The organism is Streptomyces sp. NPDC002573 (genome assembly GCF_042889625.1).
GTDB lineage: Bacteria > Actinomycetota > Actinomycetes > Streptomycetales > Streptomycetaceae > Streptomyces > Streptomyces gibsoniae.
Genome location: NZ_JBIARC010000004.1, coordinates 158,868 through 175,776 on the forward strand (window position 1 = coordinate 158,868; position 16,909 = coordinate 175,776).

Here is a 16,909-nt window from a genome sequence, read left to right on the forward strand (position 1 = left end):
CCATGCCTTCTCCGCCCGCGCCCGGTGTCGACCGGCGTCTCTTCCTCACCTCTGTGCTCGGTCTCGCCGCCGGTGCCGCCGGGCTGACCGGCTGCGCGGGAAGCAGCGCCGCGGCCGGGACCTCGGCGGCCGGGGCCTCCTCCGCCCCGCTCGCGGACCGGGTCCCGGCCGGTACGAGCCTGAAGATCGCCTCGTACCAGAACGTCCAGCAATTGCAGTTCAAACTGGCGCACCTGCCCGCGTTGCCGTTCACCGTGTCGAGCTGGGTGAACATAGGGGCGGGACCGGACGTGATCAACGCCTTCCGCGCCAGGTCGCTGGACCTCGCCAACAACGCGGGAATCCCGCCGATCCAGGCGCACTATCAGGGTTTCGACGCGAAAATCGTCGCGATCGACATCACCCGCAAACCCAACTATCTCTTCGCCACGAAGCCCGGCAGCGACATCCGCACGGTCGCGGATTTCAGGGGAAGGAAGCTCGCCTTCTCCCCGGGGCAGGCGCAGGGAGTCGTGCTGCTGCGCGCTCTGAAGCGGGCAGGGCTGAAATACGACGACGTCCAGCTGGTGCCGCTCACCAGCAACCAGTTCCTCACCGCGCTGCGGTCCGGCCAGGTGGACATCGCCCCGCTCGCCAACAGCCAGGCACCGGCGTATCTGGCGCTCTACGCGTCCAAGGGCGCCCGGACCGTCCCCACCGACGTGGTCGACCTGCTCAATCTGCTGTGGGCGCCCGCCTCGGTGCTGAACGACCCCGCGAAGGCCGCCGCGATCGCCGCGTACGTCCCGCAGTGGGCGAAGGGCCAGGTGTGGCAGTGGGAACACCCGGACGTCTGGAACCGGGAGTTCTACGTCGGGACGCAGAACCTGACCCTGGCCCAGGCCGAGTCCGTCGCCGGGCTCGCCAACAAGCCGCTGTTCCCGCCGAGCTGGGACGAGGCGATCGCCTGGGAGCAGGAGACCGCCGATCTGCTGGCCGAGGGCGGCTTCGTGAAGAAGTTCGACGTGCGCTCGCTCTTCGACCGGCGCTTCGAGGGCCTCGCGGCGAAGGCCGTGTCCGCGGAGTACCGGAGGTGAGCGCCGTGACCACGACGACCACGACCACGGCCGCGGCACCCGCGCCGCCCTCCGCTCCGCCCGCGCGGCGCAGGCGCCGCGGTCTCGCCCCCGGCAGGCCGCTGCCCGCCGCACGTCTCGTCGGCCCGTTGCTCCTGCTCGCCCTGTGGGCCGCCGCCTCCGCCGCCGGGCAGCTGGACCCGGCCGCGATCCCCGCCCCGTGGACAGTGCTGAGGACCGGGGTCCGTCTGTGGACCGACGGCACGCTGTCCACGGATGTGCTGACCTCGCTGCGGCGGGCCGCCTACGGCTTCGCGCTCGGGCTGACCGCCGGAGTGCTGCTCGCGCTCGCCTCCGGGCTGAGCCGGACCGGTGAGGCGCTGATCGACGGGACCGTGCAGCTCAACCGGGCGATCCCGACCCTCGGTCTGATCCCGCTGTTCATCCTCTGGCCGGGCATCGGCGAGACCTTCAAGATCGCGATCATCGCCATCGTCGTCTACGTCCCGGTCTATCTGAACACGCATGCCGCGCTGTCCGGCATCGACAGCCGCTTCGTCGAACTCGCCGAGGCGCAGGGCCTGACGCGGTACCGGTTCATCCGCCAGATCGTGATCCCCGGCGCGCTGCCCGGCTTCTTCGTCGGGCTGCGGCTCGGCGTGACCGGCTCCTGGCTGGGCCTGGTGGTTCTGGAGCAGATCAACGCCACCAGCGGCCTCGGCTATCTGATGTTCCAGGCCCAGAACTACGGTCAGACGGACGTCATCCTCGTCGGCCTGGCGATCTACGGCATCTTCGGCCTGGCCTCCGACAGCGCGGTCCGCGTCGTCGAACGGAGGGTGCTGTCATGGCGACGCACACTGAGCAGCTGACCCGGCCGGCCGTCCGAATACGGGGCCTGACCCGGTCGTACGACGGCCGCACGGTCCTCGACGCCGTCGATCTCGAGCTGCCCGCCGGCCAGTTCACCGCCCTGCTCGGGCACAGCGGCTCGGGCAAGAGCACCCTGCTGCGGGCGATCGCCGGACTCGACCACAAGGTCGACGGCAGCGGCGGGCTGACCGCGCCGGAGCGGGTCTCCGTGGTCTTCCAGGACGCACGGCTGCTGCCCTGGCGGCGGGTGCTGGACAACGTCCTGCTGGGCACGGACGGCAAGGAGGCCGCCGAGCGCGGCCGGGCCGCCCTCGCCGAAGTGGGCCTGGGCGGCCGGGAGCGGGCCTGGCCGGGCGAGCTGTCCGGCGGCGAGGCCCAGCGCGCGGCCCTCGCCCGCTCGCTGGTCCGGGAGCCCGAACTGCTGCTCGCCGACGAACCGTTCGGCGCGCTGGACGCCCTCACCCGGCTCCGCATGCACGGCCTGCTGCGGCAGCTGTGGCAGCGCCACCGGCCGTCCGTGCTGCTCGTCACCCACGACGTGGACGAGGCGATCGTGCTCGCCGACCGTGTCCTCGTCCTCGACCGGGGCCGGATCGGCCTCGACCTGACCATCGACCGCCCGCACCCGCGCACGTACCGGGATCCGCTCCTCGGCGCGTACCGGGAACGGCTGCTCGCCGCGCTGGGCGTCACGGAGGATCCCGCATGACCCGTCAGCTGCATCTCAACGCGTTCCTGATGAACACCGGCCACCACGAGGCGTCGTGGCGGCTCCCGGAGAGCGACCCGTACGCGCATGTGGATCTGGCCCACTACGTGGGTCTCGCCCGGATCGCCGAGCGCGGCACCTTCGACTCGCTGTTCCTCGCGGACAGCCCCCAGCTGTGGGGCGGTGTGGCCCAGCGCCCCTCCGGCGCCCTGGAGCCCCTCACCCTGCTCACCGCCCTCGCGACGGCCACCGAGCACATCGGGCTGATCGCCACGGCGTCCACCTCGTACAACGCGCCCTACAACCTGGCCCGCAGGCTCGCCTCGCTGGACATCCTCAGCGGCGGCAGGGCGGGCTGGAACATCGTGACCACCGCCGGTGCCGAGGCCGCCCGCAATTTCGGTGTCGAGCACGAGCCCGCGCACGCCGACCGCTACGCCCGCGCCGCCGAGTTCCTCGACGTGGCGCTGAAGCTGTGGGACAGCTGGGAGGACGACCTGATCGTCGCCGACAAGGCGGCGGGCGTGTGGGGCGACGACGCCAAGCTCCATCCGCCGCGGCACCGGGGGCCGTACTTCAGTGTCGAGGGCGCCCTCAACCTGCCGCGCTCACCCCAGGGTTACCCCCTGCTGGTGCAGGCGGGCTCCTCCGAGGACGGCAAGCGGTTCGCCGCCCGGTACGCGGAGGCGGTGTTCACCGCCCAGCAGACGCTCGCCGGCGCGCAGGCCTTCTACGCCGGCCTCAAGTCCCTCACCCGGGCGGCCGGCCGGAACCCGGACCACATCAAGGTGCTGCCCGGCATCGTCCCGGTGCTCGGCTCCACGGAGGCCGAGGCGCGAGCGAACGAGCGGGTGCTCGAGGAGCACATCGTCCACGAGCACGGCCGCGACCGGCTGGAGAACCTGCTGCGCCTGGAGCCCGGCACCCTCGACCTGGACGCCGAACTTCCCTCCGGCCTCCCGCCCGAGAGCGAGATCGAGGGCGCCAAGAGCCGCTACACGCTCGTGGTGGAGCTGGCCCGGCGCGAGCGACTGACCGTGCGGCAGCTGATCGGACGGCTCGGCGGCGGGCGCGGGCACCTCACCTTCGCGGGTACGCCCGAGCAGGTCGCGGACGCCATCGAGACATGGTTCACCCGGGGCGCGGCCGACGGCTTCAACATCATGCCCGCGCTGCTGCCCTCCGGTCTGGAGGCCTTCGTCGAGCACGTCGTCCCGCTCCTGCGCGCCCGCGGCCTGCTCCGCTCCGAGTACGGCCCCCGCCGGACCCTGCGGGAGTGCTACGGCCTCCCGCGGCCCGCCAACCGGTACGTCACCGACCGCACCTCCGCCCTCGCCACCGCCTGACCGCACTCGCCACCGTCTGAAAGGACCCGCCATGCCGGCCATCGAGATCCACAAGGTCACCGCGAACATCGGCGCACGGATCGTCGGCGTCGACATCTCCAAGCCACTCGACGAGGAGACGGCCGCCGCCGTCCGGGAGGCCCTCAACATCCACAAGGCGCTCGTCTTCGACGAGGTGAACCTCGACGACGAGGGCCAGCAGGCGTTCGCCCGCCACTTCGGGGAGCTCACCTCCGCCCACCCGACGGTGCCCGCCGTCGAGGGCGCCCCGAACGTGCTGCCCGTGGACAGCGAGCGAGGCCGCGCCAACCACTGGCACACCGATGTGACCTTCGTCCTCAATCCGCCGCAGGCCAGCACCCTGCGCTCGGTCACGGTCCCGCCGTACGGCGGCGAGACCCTGATCGCCGACGCCGCGGCCGCCTATCGCGACCTGCCGGAACCCCTGCGCCGCCTCGCCGACACCCTGTGGGCGGAGCACACCAACGACTACGACTACGCGGTGGCGGACGAGGCGATCGACGAGGAGAAGGCCGCCCAGCGCGCCCAGTTCACGTCGATCAGATACCGCACCGCCCACCCGGTGGTGCGCGTCCACCCCCTGACCGGCGAGCGGGGGCTGTTCATCGGCGGGTTCGCCCAGCGGATCGTCGGCCTGTCGGTGCCCGAGTCCCGCAGGATCCTGGACCTGCTCCAGGCGTATGTCACCCGGCCGGAGAACATCCTGCGCTGGCGCTGGTCGGAGAACCAGCTCGTGCTGTTCGACAACCGCATCACCCAGCACTACGCCATCGACAACTACGACGACCTGCCGCGCCGGCTGAACCGGGTGACCGTCGCCGGTGACATCCCGGTCGGCGTCGAGGGCAAGCAGAGCTATGTCATCGAGGGGGATGCCTCGCACTACACGACAATCGCCGCGTAACGGACGCTTCACCTTCCGTACAGTCGGCGTCCGGATAGTGGGCAGCCTCTTCGCCGGAGCGGAGAGGCTGCCCAGACTGTGGGGGTTTTTGCCCGACTCTTGCAATTGGACGAGGCGCCCATGCCCCACACCACAGTCGAGACACCACCGGAGACCGGCGTCTCCCTGTCCCACGGACTGAAGCAGCGCCATCTGTCGATGATCGCCCTCGGCGGTGTGATCGGCGCCGGCCTGTTCGTGGGTTCCGGCGCGGGTATCGCCGCCGCCGGCCCGTCGATCGTGATCGCGTACGCCGTCTCCGGTCTGCTCGTCATGCTGGTGATGCGGATGCTCGGCGAGATGTCGGCCGCCTACCCCTCCTCGGGCTCCTTCTCCGCGCACGCCGAGCGGGCGATCGGCCCCTGGGCGGGCTTCACCGCGGGCTGGTCGTTCTGGGTGCTGCTGTGCACGGCCGTCGGCCTGGAGGGCATCGGTGCCGCGAAGATCGTGACCGGCTGGCTGCCGGGGACGCCCGAGTGGGCGTGGGTGGCGCTGTTCATGGTGGTCTTCTGCGGTGCGAACCTGGCCGCGGTGAAGAACTTCGGCGAGTTCGAGTTCTGGTTCGCGGCGCTCAAGGTCGGCGCGATCAGCCTGTTCCTGGTGCTCGGCGGGCTGGCGATCGCCGGGGTGCTGCCCGGCACCGACTCCCCGGGCGCCTCTAACCTCAGCGACTTCCTGCCCCACGGCAGCCAGGGCTTCGTCATCGGACTGCTCGCGTCGGTGTTCGCGTACGGCGGTCTGGAGACCGTCACCATCGCCGCGGCGGAGTCCCCGGACCCGGTCAGGGGCGTGGCGAGCGCGGTCCGTACGGCGATGTGGCGCATCGCGCTCTTCTACATCGGCTCCATGGCGGTCATCGTCACCCTCGTCCCGTGGCACGACAAGGAGGTCGTCGGCAAGGGCCCGTACGTGGCGGCCCTCGACCACCTGGGCATCCCGGGCGCCGGGCGGCTGATGAGCGTGGTGGTGCTGGTCGCGCTGCTGTCCGCGATGAACGCCAACATCTACGGCTCCTCGCGTATCGCGTACTCGCTGGTGCAGCGCGGTCAGGGCCCGAAGGCGCTGGGCCGGGTCTCCGGCGGGGTGCCCCGGGCCGCCGTGCTGACCTCGTCGCTGTTCGGCTTCGGCTGTGTCGTCCTCAGCTACTGGCGGCCGAACGACGTCTTCCCCTGGCTGCTGAACATGATCGGCGCGGTGATCCTGGTCGTCTGGTTCTTCATCGCGGTCTCGCAGCTGCGCATGCGCCGCCGTCTGGAGCGGGAGACGCCCGAGCGGCTCGCCGTGCGGATGTGGGCGTTCCCGGTGCTGACCTGGGTCGCGCTGGCGGGCATGACGGCGATCTTCGCGCTGATGGCCCGGCAGTCGGACACCCGGGTGCAGCTGTACTCGACGGGCGGCATGACGCTGTTCCTGGCCGTCCTGGGCTACGCCCGGCAGCGGACACACGCCCGAGGCTGACGCCGTCCCCTCCGCCGACCGAGCAGGCCCCCACGTCGACACGTGGGGGCCTCCTTGTCGCCCGCCCCGGCCCCGCCCGGTTCTTCTTGTTGCTAGCGTGCACTTGCAACTTCTTGGCAATAAGAGGTACGGAGAGGACCCCCCATGCCGGTCTACACGCTGCCCGTGCTGCCGTACGACTACTCCGCGCTCGCCCCCGTGATCAGCCCCGAGATCATCGAGCTGCACCACGACAAGCACCACGCGGCGTATGTGAAGGGCGCCAACGACACCCTGGAGCAGCTCGCCGAGGCGCGGGACGAGGAGGCGTGGGCCTCGATCAACGGCCTGGAGAAGAACCTGGCCTTCCATCTCTCCGGCCACATCCTGCACTCGATCTACTGGCAGAACATGAGCGGTGACGGCGGCGGCGAGCCCCTGGAGCAGGACGGCGTGGGCGAACTGGCCGACGCCATCACCGAGTCGTTCGACTCGTACCGGCAGTTCAAGGCGCAGCCGTCCAAGGCCGCCGCCACCACGCAGGGCTCGGGCTGGGGCGTCCTGGCCCATGAGCCGCTCAGCGGCCGGCTGATCGTCGAGCAGGTCTACGACCACCAGGGCAACGTCGGCCAGGCGGCCACCCCGATCCTGGTCTTCGACGCCTGGGAGCACGCCTTCTATCTGCAGTACCGCAACCAGAAGGTGGACTTCATCGAGGCCATGTGGCAGGTGGTGAACTGGCAGGACGTGGCCCGGCGGTACGCGGCGGCCAGGTCCCGGGCCGATGTGCTGCTGCTCGCGCCCTGAGGGCGGGGTGAGGCGTCCTGCCCGTGATCGTCTTCTCACCGTTTCACCGGCAGGCGGATGAAAGGAACCCCCCGCGAGGACACGACTCGCGGGGGGCTTCCGGTAGCGGGGGCTCCGGGGCATGGTGGCCGGATGCTGATGTACTGCTTCACCTGCGACACCGATCAGCCCCATCGCGAGCTCGACCGTGCCGAGCAGTCCTGGCTGGAGGAGCGCCTCGGCCGCGCGGCCGTGCGCGAGTTCCGGATGTGCGAGGCCGTACTGGACACCGAGAGCGGCAAACAGTGCCGCAACCTGCGCACCGGCGGGAACAAGAAGCCCTTCGCCCGGCCCATCCGGGTGCCCGTCCTGGAGTGAACACGGCGGTGCGGGCCGCCGGAGCCGTACGCCCCGGGGCCCGCACCGGGTGTCCTACAGGTTGCTGAAGTCCGGGCCCTGCGTCCGGGTGCGCTTGATCTCGTAGAAGCCCGGGACGGAGGCGACCGCCAGGGTGCCGTCCCACAGCTTCGCGGCGTCCTCGCCCTTGGGGGCCGGGGTGACCACCGGGCCGAAGAAGGCGATCTGCTCGCCGTCGGCGCCCGGGACCGCGATCACCGGGGTGCCCACCTCCTGACCGACCTTCTCGATGCCCTCCTTGTGCGAGGCCCGCAGCTCGGCGTCGAACTCGAAGGCCTCCTGCTCGGCGTAGTCGATCAGGTCCGCGGGCAGGCCGACCTCGTCGAGCGCCGCGGCGATGGCCTCCAGGGTCGGGCCCTCGCCCTGGTTGTGGAAGCGGGTGCCGAGGGCCGTGTACAGCGGGCCGAGGATGTCGTCGCCGTGCTTCTGCCAGGCGGCGGTCACCACGCGCACCGGCTGCCACGCCTTGGTGGCCAGCATGTCCCGGTACTCCTCGGGCAGCTGGTCCAGCTTGTCCTCGTTGAGCACGGCGAGGCTCATGATGTGCCAGCGGACCTCGATGTCCCGGACCTTCTCCACTTCCAGGACCCAGCGGGAGGTCATCCAGGCCCAGGGGCACAGCGGGTCGAACCAGAAGTCGACGGGGGTCTTGCCGGATGCGGTCACGGTCTCGGACATGACTCTCCTAGGAACGCGGTCGTTTACCGGGCAACATCACAGACCGCCCCGCCCATTCCCGGAAACGCTCATGAGGTGCGCCCCGATGTCAGGTGTCCGGGGCACATGGCAGGATCGGTCCTTGTCCGCCGATCCAGCCGACCCAGGGAGTGCCCCCCGTGCCCGGTGAGAACCTGTCCCGCGACGAGGCCCGGGAGCGGGCCGCCCTGCTCTCCGTCGACGGGTACGACGTATCGCTCGACCTGCGCTCCGCCGTGGGCGAGGCACCCGGCGGCGCGGACGGCGAGCCCCGTACGTTCCGTTCGGTCACCACGATCCGCTTCCGCTGCGCCGAGCCGGGCGCCACGAGCTTCGCGGACCTGATCGCCCCGAGCGTCACCGCCGTCTCGCTCAACGGCAAGGACCTCGACCCCGGCGAGGTCTTCGACGGCACCCGCGTCCTCCTGGAGGACCTGGCCGCGGAGAACGAGCTGGTGGTGGACGCCCAGTGCGCCTACTCCCGCACCGGTGAGGGCATGCACCGCTTCGTCGACCCGGAGGACGGCGAGGTCTACCTGTACACGCAGTACGAGCCCGCCGACTCGCGCCGCGTCTTCGCCAACTTCGAACAGCCCGACCTCAAGGCGCCCTTCCGTTTCGAGGTGCGCGCCCCCGAGGGCTGGACGGTGTGGGGCAACGGCGCCGGCGAGCAGCACGACGGGGTGTGGCGGTTCGCGGAGACCAAGCCGATCTCCACGTACATCACCTGTGTCGTGGCGGGTCCGTACCACTACGTCACGGACACCTACACCCGCACCTTCGAGGACGGCACGACGCTGGAGATCCCCCTCGGCGCGATGTGCCGCAAGGGCCTGGCCAAGCACTTCGACGCGGACGACGTCTTCCTCGTCACCAAGCAGGGCCTGGACTTCTTCCACGACCACTTCGACTACCCGTACCCCTTCGGGAAGTACGACCAGGCGTTCGTGCCCGAGTACAACCTCGGCGCGATGGAGAACCCGGGCATGGTCACCTTCCGCGAGGAGTACATCTTCCGCGGCAAGGTCACCCAGGCGTCGTACGAGCGCCGGGCCAATGTGATCCTGCACGAGATGGCCCACATGTGGTTCGGCGACCTGGTGACCATGGTCTGGTGGGACGACCTGTGGCTGAAGGAGTCCTTCGCGGACTTCATGGGCTCCTTCTCGCTGGTGGAGGCGACCCGCTTCACCGACGGCTGGATCACCTTCGCCAACAACCGCAAGGCCTGGGCGTACCGCGCCGACCAGCTGCCGTCCACGCATCCGATCACCGCGGACATCCGCGACCTGGAGGATGCCAAGCTCAACTTCGACGGCATCACCTACGCCAAGGGCGCCTCGGTACTGAAGCAGCTGGTGGCGTACGTGGGCCGGGACGCCTTCCTGGAGGGCGCGCGGCGCTACTTCAAGCGGAACGCCTACGGCAACACGCGCCTCGGCGATCTGCTGTCGGTCCTGGAGGAGACGAGCGGCCGGGACATGACGGCCTGGTCGCGCTCCTGGCTCCAGACGGCGGGCGTCAACTCGCTGACCCCGCAGGTGCTGCTGAGCACGGACGGCCGGATCGCCGAGCTGACCGTGCTCCAGGAGGCGGCCGAGTCCCACCCCGAACTGCGGCCGCACCGGGTCGCGGTGGGCCTGTACCGCACCGAGGGGGACGCGCTCGTGCGGTACGCGCGCGCCGAGGTGGACGTCCAGGGCCCGCGGACGGTGGTCGGCGAACTGGCGGGCGCCGAGGCCCCGGAACTGGTCCTCGTCAACGACGACGACCTCACGTACTGCAAGATCCGCCTCGACGACACCTCGCTCGCGACCCTGAAGGACCGGCTCGGCTCCCTGACCGACCCCCTCGCGCGGGCGCTGTGCTGGTCGGCGCTGTGGAACCTGACCCGGGACGCGCTGCTGCCGGCCCGGGACTTCGTCGACCTGGTGCTGCGGTTCGCCGGCCGGGAGTCCGACATCGGTGTGCTCCAGATGCTGCACAACTGGGCGCAGTCGGCGCTGACGCACTACGCGGCCCCCGAGTGGCGTACGACGGGCGAGCGGCTGCTGGCCCAGGGCGCGCTGCGCGAGCTGCGGCAGGCGGAGCCGGGCGGTCAGCACCAGCTGACCTGGGCGCGGTTCTTCGCGACGGTGGCCGGCGACGAGAGCGAACTGCAACTGCTGCGGGCGCTGCTGGACGGCACGGCACAGATCGACGGCCTGGACGTGGACCAGGAGCTGCGCTGGGCGTTCCTCGGGCCGCTGGCCGCGCACGGGGCGGCGGACGAGTCGGTGCTCGCGGCGGAGCTGGCCCGCGACGACACGGCCTCCGGGAAGCGGCACCAGGTGCGCTGCCTGGCCGCGCGTCCCTCGGCGGCGGTCAAGGCCCAGGCGTGGGCGCAGGTCGTCGAGTCGGAGACGCTGTCGAACGCGCTCGTGGAGGCGACCATCGCGGGCTTCGTCCAGCCCTCGCAGCGGGAGCTGCTCGCGCCGTACACGGCGAAGTACTTCGAGGCGATCGAGCGGGTGTGGGCCGAGCGGTCCATCCAGATCGGGATGGACGTGGTCCGGGGCCTGTTCCCGGTGTTCCAGGACTCGCCGGAGACGCTCGCCGCGACGGACGCATGGCTCTCGGCGCACGAGGACGCGCCGCCGGCGCTGCGCAGGCTGGTCCTGGAGGCACGTGACGACCTGGCGCGCGCCCTGCGCGGTCAGGTGTGCGACGCGGAGGCGGGCCGCTAAAGATCGGGAGCGCGGGGAAGTCCCGGGGAACGGCAGTTACGAAATACGAGTATCGGAACCCGTAACCCGTCGTTCCCCCGGCCCGGACCTGCCCCTTTCGGCAGTCGAACGTCCGTACTTTAGCTGTATATTGTCCGGATTTGTCGACGAGCATGTAACAGCGGTTATCGGACGGATCGGGCGCGGGAACTCCCGGTTCATGAACCACAACACCCCGCTCTCCCCCCGCCCCCTCCGCCACCTGTCGGAGGTCCAGCGCCGGGTGCTGACCACCGCTCAGCTGCGCGCCCACGGTGTCACGGCCGCCGAGACCGTCGAGCACGCCCGGCCCGGAGGCCCCTGGCAGCAGTTCCTGCCAGGGGTGTTCCTCCTGCACCAGGGACCACCGACCGTCGAGGAACAACTGCACGCGGTCCTGCTCTACGCGAGCCGCTCCCCGCTCGGCACCCCGGCCGCCGGTGTCCCGTCGCAGCCGGGCCCCAACGGCCCGCACGCCCCGGTGCGCTACCCCGACGCGATGATCACGGGCGTGGCCGCACTGGGCCTGCACGGCTTCTCCTGCCCGCCCGCGCTGCCCACCCTGAAGCGGATCGACGTCCTCGTCCCACGGTCGCGGCGGCTGCGCAGCATCGGCTGCGCGCGGGTGATCCGCACCCCGCTGCTGCCCGCCCCCCGGGTGGTGGCCGGTCTGTCCGTCGCGCCGGTCCCGCGCGCACTGGCCGACGCCGTGGCCCAGCTGCCGGACGCGGAGACGGTGCGCCGGCTGCTGACCGAGGCGGTGCGCGGCGGCCACTGCGAACCGGCCGCGGTGGTGCGCGAGCTGAACCAGGCGCGGCTGCTGAGCCGGCCGCACGTGGTGGAGGCGGTGGACTCGCTGCTGGCGGAGGGCCGGGCGATCGCCGAGGAACGCCTGTACCGGATGGTGCGCGACCACGGCCTTCCGGACCCGGTGTGGAACGTGGATCTCCGGCTCCCGGGCGGCCCCCACCTCGGCGGTCTGGACGCGTACTGGCCCGAGCAGGCCGTGGCGGTGGAGCTGGACACCCGCGCCCCGCGGCAGGGCGACCGGCCGGACGACGACGCGCTGTGGTCGGAGTACGCCCGCAAGCGTGAGCACCTGGAGCGGCTCGGGATCACGGTCGTCCACGTCACGCCGAAGAAGCTGCGGGACGCCCCCGAGCAGCAGGCGACGGTGGTCCGCACCGCCCTGATGGCGTCGGCGGACCGCGACCCGTCCGCGTACGTCATTGTGCTGCCCCGGTAGGGGGCGGGGACCGGACGTCAGGAGGGGAGGGGAGGGGCCGCCCGTGGGCGGCCCCTCCTCGTGCGCCGGGTCCGTCAGAGCGGCTCGGGCAGCGGAGGCTCCGGCAGGGGCGGCCGGAACGACTCCGTGTGGACCTGGTCGATCAGCGTGGCATACGAGGCGATCATGCGGGTGCGGCTGAAGCGCTCGCGGCTGCGCTCGAGGACCGGGGCGAGATCGGCACGGGCGGCGGCGGCGTCCGCCCAGGCCGACGCGATCGCGTCGGGGTCCGGTGAGGTGAGGAAACCGTGCCCGGCGACGATCGCGGCGCTGTCGCCGACGTCGGTGGCGACCGGGACGGCGCCGCACATCATGCCCTCGATCAGGCACAGCGGAGCCGCCTCGCCCCAGGCCGAGGTCAGCGCCACCACGTCGGAGGCCGCGTACACGGTCTCCATGTCGCCCCGGACACCCAGCAGGTGCAGCCGGTCCGTGAGCGCGAGGTCGCCCTCGAACGCCGCGTCGATGTCGGCGTGCAGCCCGGGCTGGCCGGCCGCCATGCCCGCGCCGCACATCAGCACGTGCCCGTCGGGCTCCTGCCGCAGCCAGGCCCGGGCGGCGCGCAGGAAGAGCGGGACGTTCTTCATGGCGTCGTAGCGGGCCGCGAAGACGACGACCGGTGCGGAGTCCGGGATGCCGAGCGTGTCGCGCAGCCGGAGCCGTCGCGCCGGGTCGGGGCGGAAGCGCAGCAGATCGACCCCGTTCGGGATGACGTGCAGCACCTCGGCCGGGATCCCGGCGGCCTCGTAGGCGGCCCGGGTCGACTCGGCGCAGCAGACGCAGGCGACGACCGTGCCGTCGGCGATGGCGGCCTTCAGCTCGTCCAGCGCCCCGCCCTGGTTCTCCGGGTCCGAGCGGTGCAGGGAGACGATCACCGGGCGGCGCGGCAGGCCCGCCTGGTTGAGCAGGGCGAGCGGCTGCTCCTTGAGCGACAGGATCACGTCGGCGCCCGCCATGGCCCGGGCGGTCGTCGCCAGCTCCGGACCGGTGAACAGCGTCGGGTCGGTGTCCAGGCCCCCGGGCAGCCCGGAGACGCGGCCCAGGGAGCTGACCTCCACCCCGGACGCGGTCAGTGAGCGATAGCAGGCGTCGTCCTCCATCGCCTGCCGTGTTGCCTCACGAAGCACCTCTGCATGGACGCTCAGCACCCGGTGGTGCTGACCGCCCTCCTGGAGCCCCAGGACGACATCGCTGTGAAGGATCCGGGCGCCCCCGGAGAAGAAACCGTCGTACACCGACAGCACGCGCAGTTGGTGCCTCAGTCGCACGCGACCACCCGCCTTGCACACATCTCGAACCATCCCCGTGAACTGCGGGTTGTCCGATATGAGGCGGCACAGATGTTTCATCCAGATGAACGGCGCGTCTCATGTCCGGGTCAGCTCGGTTTACACCGTAATTCGGTGATCCCGGAGCGTGCGGGGTGTGTCGCAGGGAGTGGGCGCGGACCGGAATTCGCTGGTCCGGGGCTTGGCCCCGGTGTGACGATGACCGGATGGCAGAGCCGACCACCATCGAGATCACGACTGGCGACGGACGACGTTACACCCTGCGGGAGGCCCAGCCCGCCGACGAACCGGGCGTCCTGGCGCTCTTCGAGTCCGGCGGCGCGTATGTCGAGGCGGCCACCGGCCTGCCCTCGGGCCCCGGCGATCTGCAGAGCCTGTACTACAGCCTGCCGCCGGGCGCGGACGGGGCCGACAAGCTGGTCCTGGTCGTCACCGAGGACGACGGCCCGGTGGTCGGGATCGTCGACGCGGTACGGCACCACCCGGCACCGGACGCCTGCGCGGTGGGGCTGTTCCTGCTGCATCCGTCGCTGTGGGGCACGGGGACGGGCCGGGCCGTGGCCGGGGCCCTCCTGGACCGCGCGGCCGCGTCCGGCATCACCCGGGTGACGGCGACGGTCCCGGTGGACTGGCCCCGGGGCCGCCGCTTCCTCGCCTCGCTCTCGTTCCGCTTCACCGGGCCGCCTCCGCGGGGTCAGGCCGTCGCCAACCGTTCGGCAGGCCCCCGGGAACCGGCCGTCGAGCGGGCGGAACTGGCGCCGGTCCGGCGGGAGTGAGCCCCCTGACGGACCGACAGACCGGGCCCCGGGCGCGGGCCGGCCGCGGTCAGGCCTTCTTCAGGACCAGTTCCGTGTTGCGGTCGGACGGGTTGCCCGCGAGCGTCTTGTCGGCGCCGGGGGCGTTGAAGGACAGCTCGCGGTAGAGGGCGGCCAGGCCCGTCTGGCTCAGGTCGGCGACATCCGTACGGTGCGGGGCCGCGGACTCGATGAGCGTGGTGAAGACCGACAGCGTGCCGTCCTTGTTGTCCACCAGTTCGATGACGTTGGCGAGCTGGGGGTAGTCGACGTGCGAGGCGGTGGAGATCTCCCAGAAGGCGCGGCCTCCCGGGGCGGCGTGCGGGGTGATGCGGTTCTTGTGGATGTGCCCGTTCACCCACGCCAGCACATTGGGGTGGCCGCTCAGCAGCGAGATGACCTCCTTGCCGTTGTGCCGCCGCTCGCCGGGACGGGCGGGGTCGGGAAGGGTGTTGGACATCGTCGTGCTGGTGTGGTGGCTGAAGACGACGGCGTACGAGTCCTTGTTGTCGCGCAGCGTCTTGTCCAGCCACGACAGCTGGGCCGTGCCGATGGAGCCGTTGTAGTGCCCGCCCGGGTCGGTGGTGTCGAGGCTGATGCCGATGACGTCGTCGGCGATGCGGAAGGAGTAGTACTGGGTGCCGGCGTCCACGTTCGCCGAGGAGTAGCCGTGGCCGACGGGGCCCCGGCCCGCGTACGCCGGGTCGAGGTGGGCCTTGAGGTAGTCCGCCGGGGTGTAGGGGGCGCGCTTCTCGTCGGAGGTGACTGGGCGCATGGCGCGGGCGTGGGCCTTGAGCAGGTCGCGGAACTGGACGCCCTTGGGGTCCTTGGCGTACTTGATCGAGTCCTGGAGCTTCTTCGCCTCGGTCGCGGACAGCTCCATCAGCTTCTTGCCGCCGATCGCGAACTCGGCGAGGTACGGGTCGCCGTGTCCGTAGCAGCCGAGCGGGAGGGCGTCGTGGTTGCCGACCGTGGAGTACCAGGGGAGGTTGAGGCCCGGGCTGCGCACCTCGCGGATCGCGGCGGCCAGGAAGCCGTGGAGGTGCGGGAAGCCGAGCTGCTTGTCGGCGTCGCGGACGGCGGAGTCGGGCTGCCAGTAGAGCTTCAGACCGCTGTTCTGGACGCCCTCGTAGTGCCGCGGGTCGCCGGAGTTGGGGGTGATGCGACCGCCGCTCATGATCTTCATGAACCATTCCAGCTCGGACTTGGCGTTGTTGTCCGTGTTGTCGCCGGTGGTCATGACGAAGTGGAGGGGGGAGCCGGTGACGGGGGCGCCCCGCAGCGAGTTGACCCGCTCGACCAGTGAGATCGCGCCGGGCACGGTCAGCGCCTCGTGGGGCCGCCAGGCGTGCCGGTCGGTGGAGCGCAGGAACTCCAGCCGCAGCGGGTGCTGGCTGTCCATCAGGTGCATGTCGGTGAACTGCACGAAGGCGGCGAGCGTCGTCCGGCGTCCGGCGCGGCCGGACTTGGGCGTGGCCAGCTCGCTGCGCACCACGCGCTGCCAGCCGGGGCCGTCGCCGAGCCGGCGGTATCCGGAGCTGTTCCGCGGGGCGGCGACCGTGGCGAGGGTCGTGCCCTTGGTGTAGGGGGCGAGGGGGGCGGCGGCCGGGACCTGCCGGGACGCGGCGACGGGCGCCTCTCCCTGCGCGGCGGGCCCGGTGGCGTGGTCGGCGGCCCGGCTCTCCTCGGGCCGCAGCGCGAAGCCGACCCCCGCGGTCAGGGACATGGCCCCGGCGGCGGCGAGCAGAGCGCGACGATTCATGGCAGCCGCCGTGGCGACAGAGCGTATGCGCGACATGGCGCGATCTCCCCGAGTCCGAACGCGTCAGCAGTGGTCGCGGGACGATCGCTGAAGCGAACACCCCGCTCGCTCTGGATCGTTGGCACCGGGGATGGCCTGCGCGTGAACGCGACGGCAACGCGCAGCGCCGATCACCGTACGTCGATCTCGGACTACCTTGCGCGTTCGCGACCGCTCGCCGAACGGCCGGGGGGCGGTCACTCCGCGTTCATGTTCCGGGGTATCGAGGCAGGTTCGGGAGGCGTCAGTACTGTCCACCGGCGAGCGGTGACCGGCCGGCGGCCGGGCGCTCCCGCCACAGCGCGAGCCCTGTGTCGACGAGCCCGACCCGCCTGAGCTCCGGCACGGCGGTCAGCTCGTGCCAGGCCGCGAGGTCGGTGGAACCGCCGACCTCGTTGCGGAGCTCACCGCCGGTGATTCGCCCCTCGTAGACGATTCGCAGGCCATGGTGGTCGACGGCCCGGCCGAAGCGGTCGAGAAGGTCGTGGCGGAAGGAGTGCACACCGAGCAGACCGATGGGTTCGATGAGATAGCCGGTCTCCTCCTCCACCTCCCGCAGGACGGTGTCGTAGGGGTCCTCGCCGTGCTCCATACCGCCGCCGGGCAGGGTCCACTCGGGCGTACCGTCGCCGTCCCACCCTCGCGCGAGCAGAAGCTTGCCGTCGCGAACACAGATGGCGTAGGCCGCCACCCTCAACTTCTTGCGCACACGG

General features: G+C 71.4%; 15 protein-coding genes. 11 read left to right on the forward strand and 4 right to left on the reverse strand.

Annotated elements, in window-relative coordinates:
- The first annotated feature begins 2 nt into the window (after nucleotides 1–2).
- The 8 genes from ACFYX0_RS05890 to ACFYX0_RS05925 all read left to right on the forward strand — a co-directional run bounded on the left by ACFYX0_RS05890 (nucleotide 3) and on the right by ACFYX0_RS05925 (nucleotide 7,548).
- Nucleotides 3–1,076: an ABC transporter substrate-binding protein gene (locus ACFYX0_RS05890; protein WP_388966761.1), complete on the forward strand. Its 1,074-nt coding sequence runs from the start codon at nucleotides 3–5 to the stop codon at nucleotides 1,074–1,076.
- Nucleotides 1,073–1,927: an ABC transporter permease gene (locus ACFYX0_RS05895; RefSeq protein WP_388966764.1), complete on the forward strand. Its 855-nt coding sequence runs from the start codon at nucleotides 1,073–1,075 to the stop codon at nucleotides 1,925–1,927. The genes ACFYX0_RS05890 and ACFYX0_RS05895 overlap by 4 nt, the downstream gene beginning before the upstream one ends.
- Nucleotides 1,903–2,637, forward strand: coding sequence for an ABC transporter ATP-binding protein (locus tag ACFYX0_RS05900; protein WP_388966767.1), 735 nt, complete (start codon nucleotides 1,903–1,905; stop codon nucleotides 2,635–2,637). The genes ACFYX0_RS05895 and ACFYX0_RS05900 overlap by 25 nt, the downstream gene beginning before the upstream one ends.
- Nucleotides 2,634–3,983, forward strand: a complete 1,350-nt coding sequence (locus tag ACFYX0_RS05905) for an LLM class flavin-dependent oxidoreductase (protein ID WP_355912141.1) — start codon at nucleotides 2,634–2,636, stop codon at nucleotides 3,981–3,983. The genes ACFYX0_RS05900 and ACFYX0_RS05905 overlap by 4 nt, the downstream gene beginning before the upstream one ends.
- 31 nt (nucleotides 3,984–4,014) lie before the next feature.
- Complete coding sequence (locus ACFYX0_RS05910) at nucleotides 4,015–4,908, forward strand: TauD/TfdA dioxygenase family protein (protein ID WP_388966770.1); 894 nt, start codon at nucleotides 4,015–4,017, stop codon at nucleotides 4,906–4,908.
- A 120-nt stretch (nucleotides 4,909–5,028) separates the two neighbouring features.
- Complete coding sequence (locus ACFYX0_RS05915; RefSeq protein ID WP_388966772.1) at nucleotides 5,029–6,405, forward strand: amino acid permease; 1,377 nt, start codon at nucleotides 5,029–5,031, stop codon at nucleotides 6,403–6,405.
- A gap of 144 nt (nucleotides 6,406–6,549) precedes the next feature.
- Complete coding sequence (locus ACFYX0_RS05920) at nucleotides 6,550–7,191, forward strand: superoxide dismutase (RefSeq protein ID WP_388966774.1); 642 nt, start codon at nucleotides 6,550–6,552, stop codon at nucleotides 7,189–7,191.
- A gap of 132 nt (nucleotides 7,192–7,323) precedes the next feature.
- Nucleotides 7,324–7,548, forward strand: coding sequence for a hypothetical protein (locus ACFYX0_RS05925; RefSeq protein ID WP_355912150.1), 225 nt, complete (start codon nucleotides 7,324–7,326; stop codon nucleotides 7,546–7,548).
- A gap of 54 nt (nucleotides 7,549–7,602) precedes the next feature.
- Here the strand turns inward: ACFYX0_RS05925 and ACFYX0_RS05930 are convergent, their stop codons facing one another.
- Nucleotides 7,603–8,265 (reverse strand): DsbA family protein, encoded by a 663-nt coding sequence (locus ACFYX0_RS05930; protein WP_388966776.1) that lies wholly within the window; start codon nucleotides 8,263–8,265, stop codon nucleotides 7,603–7,605.
- A 158-nt stretch (nucleotides 8,266–8,423) separates the two neighbouring features.
- Here ACFYX0_RS05930 and pepN point away from each other — a divergent pair, with 158 nt between their 5' ends.
- Together pepN and ACFYX0_RS05940 are read left to right on the forward strand one after the other, a co-directional pair.
- Nucleotides 8,424–11,009 (forward strand): aminopeptidase N, encoded by a 2,586-nt coding sequence (gene pepN / locus ACFYX0_RS05935; RefSeq protein ID WP_388966779.1) that lies wholly within the window; start codon nucleotides 8,424–8,426, stop codon nucleotides 11,007–11,009.
- 199 nt (nucleotides 11,010–11,208) lie between these two features.
- Complete coding sequence (locus ACFYX0_RS05940) at nucleotides 11,209–12,273, forward strand: hypothetical protein (RefSeq protein WP_388966781.1); 1,065 nt, start codon at nucleotides 11,209–11,211, stop codon at nucleotides 12,271–12,273.
- A gap of 74 nt (nucleotides 12,274–12,347) precedes the next feature.
- Here ACFYX0_RS05940 and ACFYX0_RS05945 read toward each other — a convergent pair whose 3' ends face one another.
- Nucleotides 12,348–13,556, reverse strand: coding sequence for a glycosyltransferase (locus ACFYX0_RS05945; protein ID WP_388967012.1), 1,209 nt, complete (start codon nucleotides 13,554–13,556; stop codon nucleotides 12,348–12,350).
- Nucleotides 13,557–13,807: 251 nt separating this feature from the next.
- Between ACFYX0_RS05945 and ACFYX0_RS05950 the strand changes: the two genes are divergently transcribed.
- Nucleotides 13,808–14,377, forward strand: a complete 570-nt coding sequence (locus ACFYX0_RS05950) for a GNAT family N-acetyltransferase (protein ID WP_388966784.1) — start codon at nucleotides 13,808–13,810, stop codon at nucleotides 14,375–14,377.
- 49 nt (nucleotides 14,378–14,426) lie between these two features.
- Here the strand turns inward: ACFYX0_RS05950 and ACFYX0_RS05955 are convergent, their stop codons facing one another.
- Nucleotides 14,427–16,193 carry a TIGR03767 family metallophosphoesterase gene (locus ACFYX0_RS05955; RefSeq protein WP_388966787.1) on the reverse strand — a complete coding sequence of 589 codons (1,767 nt, stop codon included), beginning with the start codon at nucleotides 16,191–16,193 and terminating at the stop codon, nucleotides 14,427–14,429.
- 247 nt (nucleotides 16,194–16,440) lie between these two features.
- The gene (locus ACFYX0_RS05960; RefSeq protein ID WP_388966790.1) at nucleotides 16,441–16,905 is read right to left on the reverse strand and encodes an NUDIX hydrolase; all 465 of its coding nucleotides are present in this window, start codon (nucleotides 16,903–16,905) and stop codon (nucleotides 16,441–16,443) included.
- Nucleotides 16,906–16,909: the final 4 nt, after the last annotated feature.

What these genes read in the sequence shown, in the direction of transcription:
- ACFYX0_RS05905 (WP_355912141.1), top strand. Translation starts at nt 2,634, where the DNA reads ATGACCCGTCAGCTGCATCTCAACGCGTTCCTGATGAACACCGGCCAC.
- ACFYX0_RS05950 (WP_388966784.1), top strand. Translation starts at nt 13,808, where the DNA reads ATGGCAGAGCCGACCACCATCGAGATCACGACTGGCGACGGACGACGT.
- ACFYX0_RS05900 (WP_388966767.1), top strand. Translation starts at nt 1,903, where the DNA reads ATGGCGACGCACACTGAGCAGCTGACCCGGCCGGCCGTCCGAATACGG.
- ACFYX0_RS05920 (WP_388966774.1), top strand. Translation starts at nt 6,550, where the DNA reads ATGCCGGTCTACACGCTGCCCGTGCTGCCGTACGACTACTCCGCGCTC.
- ACFYX0_RS05930 (WP_388966776.1), bottom strand. Translation starts at nt 8,265, where the DNA reads ATGTCCGAGACCGTGACCGCATCCGGCAAGACCCCCGTCGACTTCTGG.
- ACFYX0_RS05925 (WP_355912150.1), top strand. Translation starts at nt 7,324, where the DNA reads ATGCTGATGTACTGCTTCACCTGCGACACCGATCAGCCCCATCGCGAG.
- ACFYX0_RS05915 (WP_388966772.1), top strand. Translation starts at nt 5,029, where the DNA reads ATGCCCCACACCACAGTCGAGACACCACCGGAGACCGGCGTCTCCCTG.
- ACFYX0_RS05940 (WP_388966781.1), top strand. Translation starts at nt 11,209, where the DNA reads ATGAACCACAACACCCCGCTCTCCCCCCGCCCCCTCCGCCACCTGTCG.
- ACFYX0_RS05890 (WP_388966761.1), top strand. Translation starts at nt 3, where the DNA reads ATGCCTTCTCCGCCCGCGCCCGGTGTCGACCGGCGTCTCTTCCTCACC.
- ACFYX0_RS05910 (WP_388966770.1), top strand. Translation starts at nt 4,015, where the DNA reads ATGCCGGCCATCGAGATCCACAAGGTCACCGCGAACATCGGCGCACGG.
- ACFYX0_RS05955 (WP_388966787.1), bottom strand. Translation starts at nt 16,193, where the DNA reads ATGTCGCGCATACGCTCTGTCGCCACGGCGGCTGCCATGAATCGTCGC.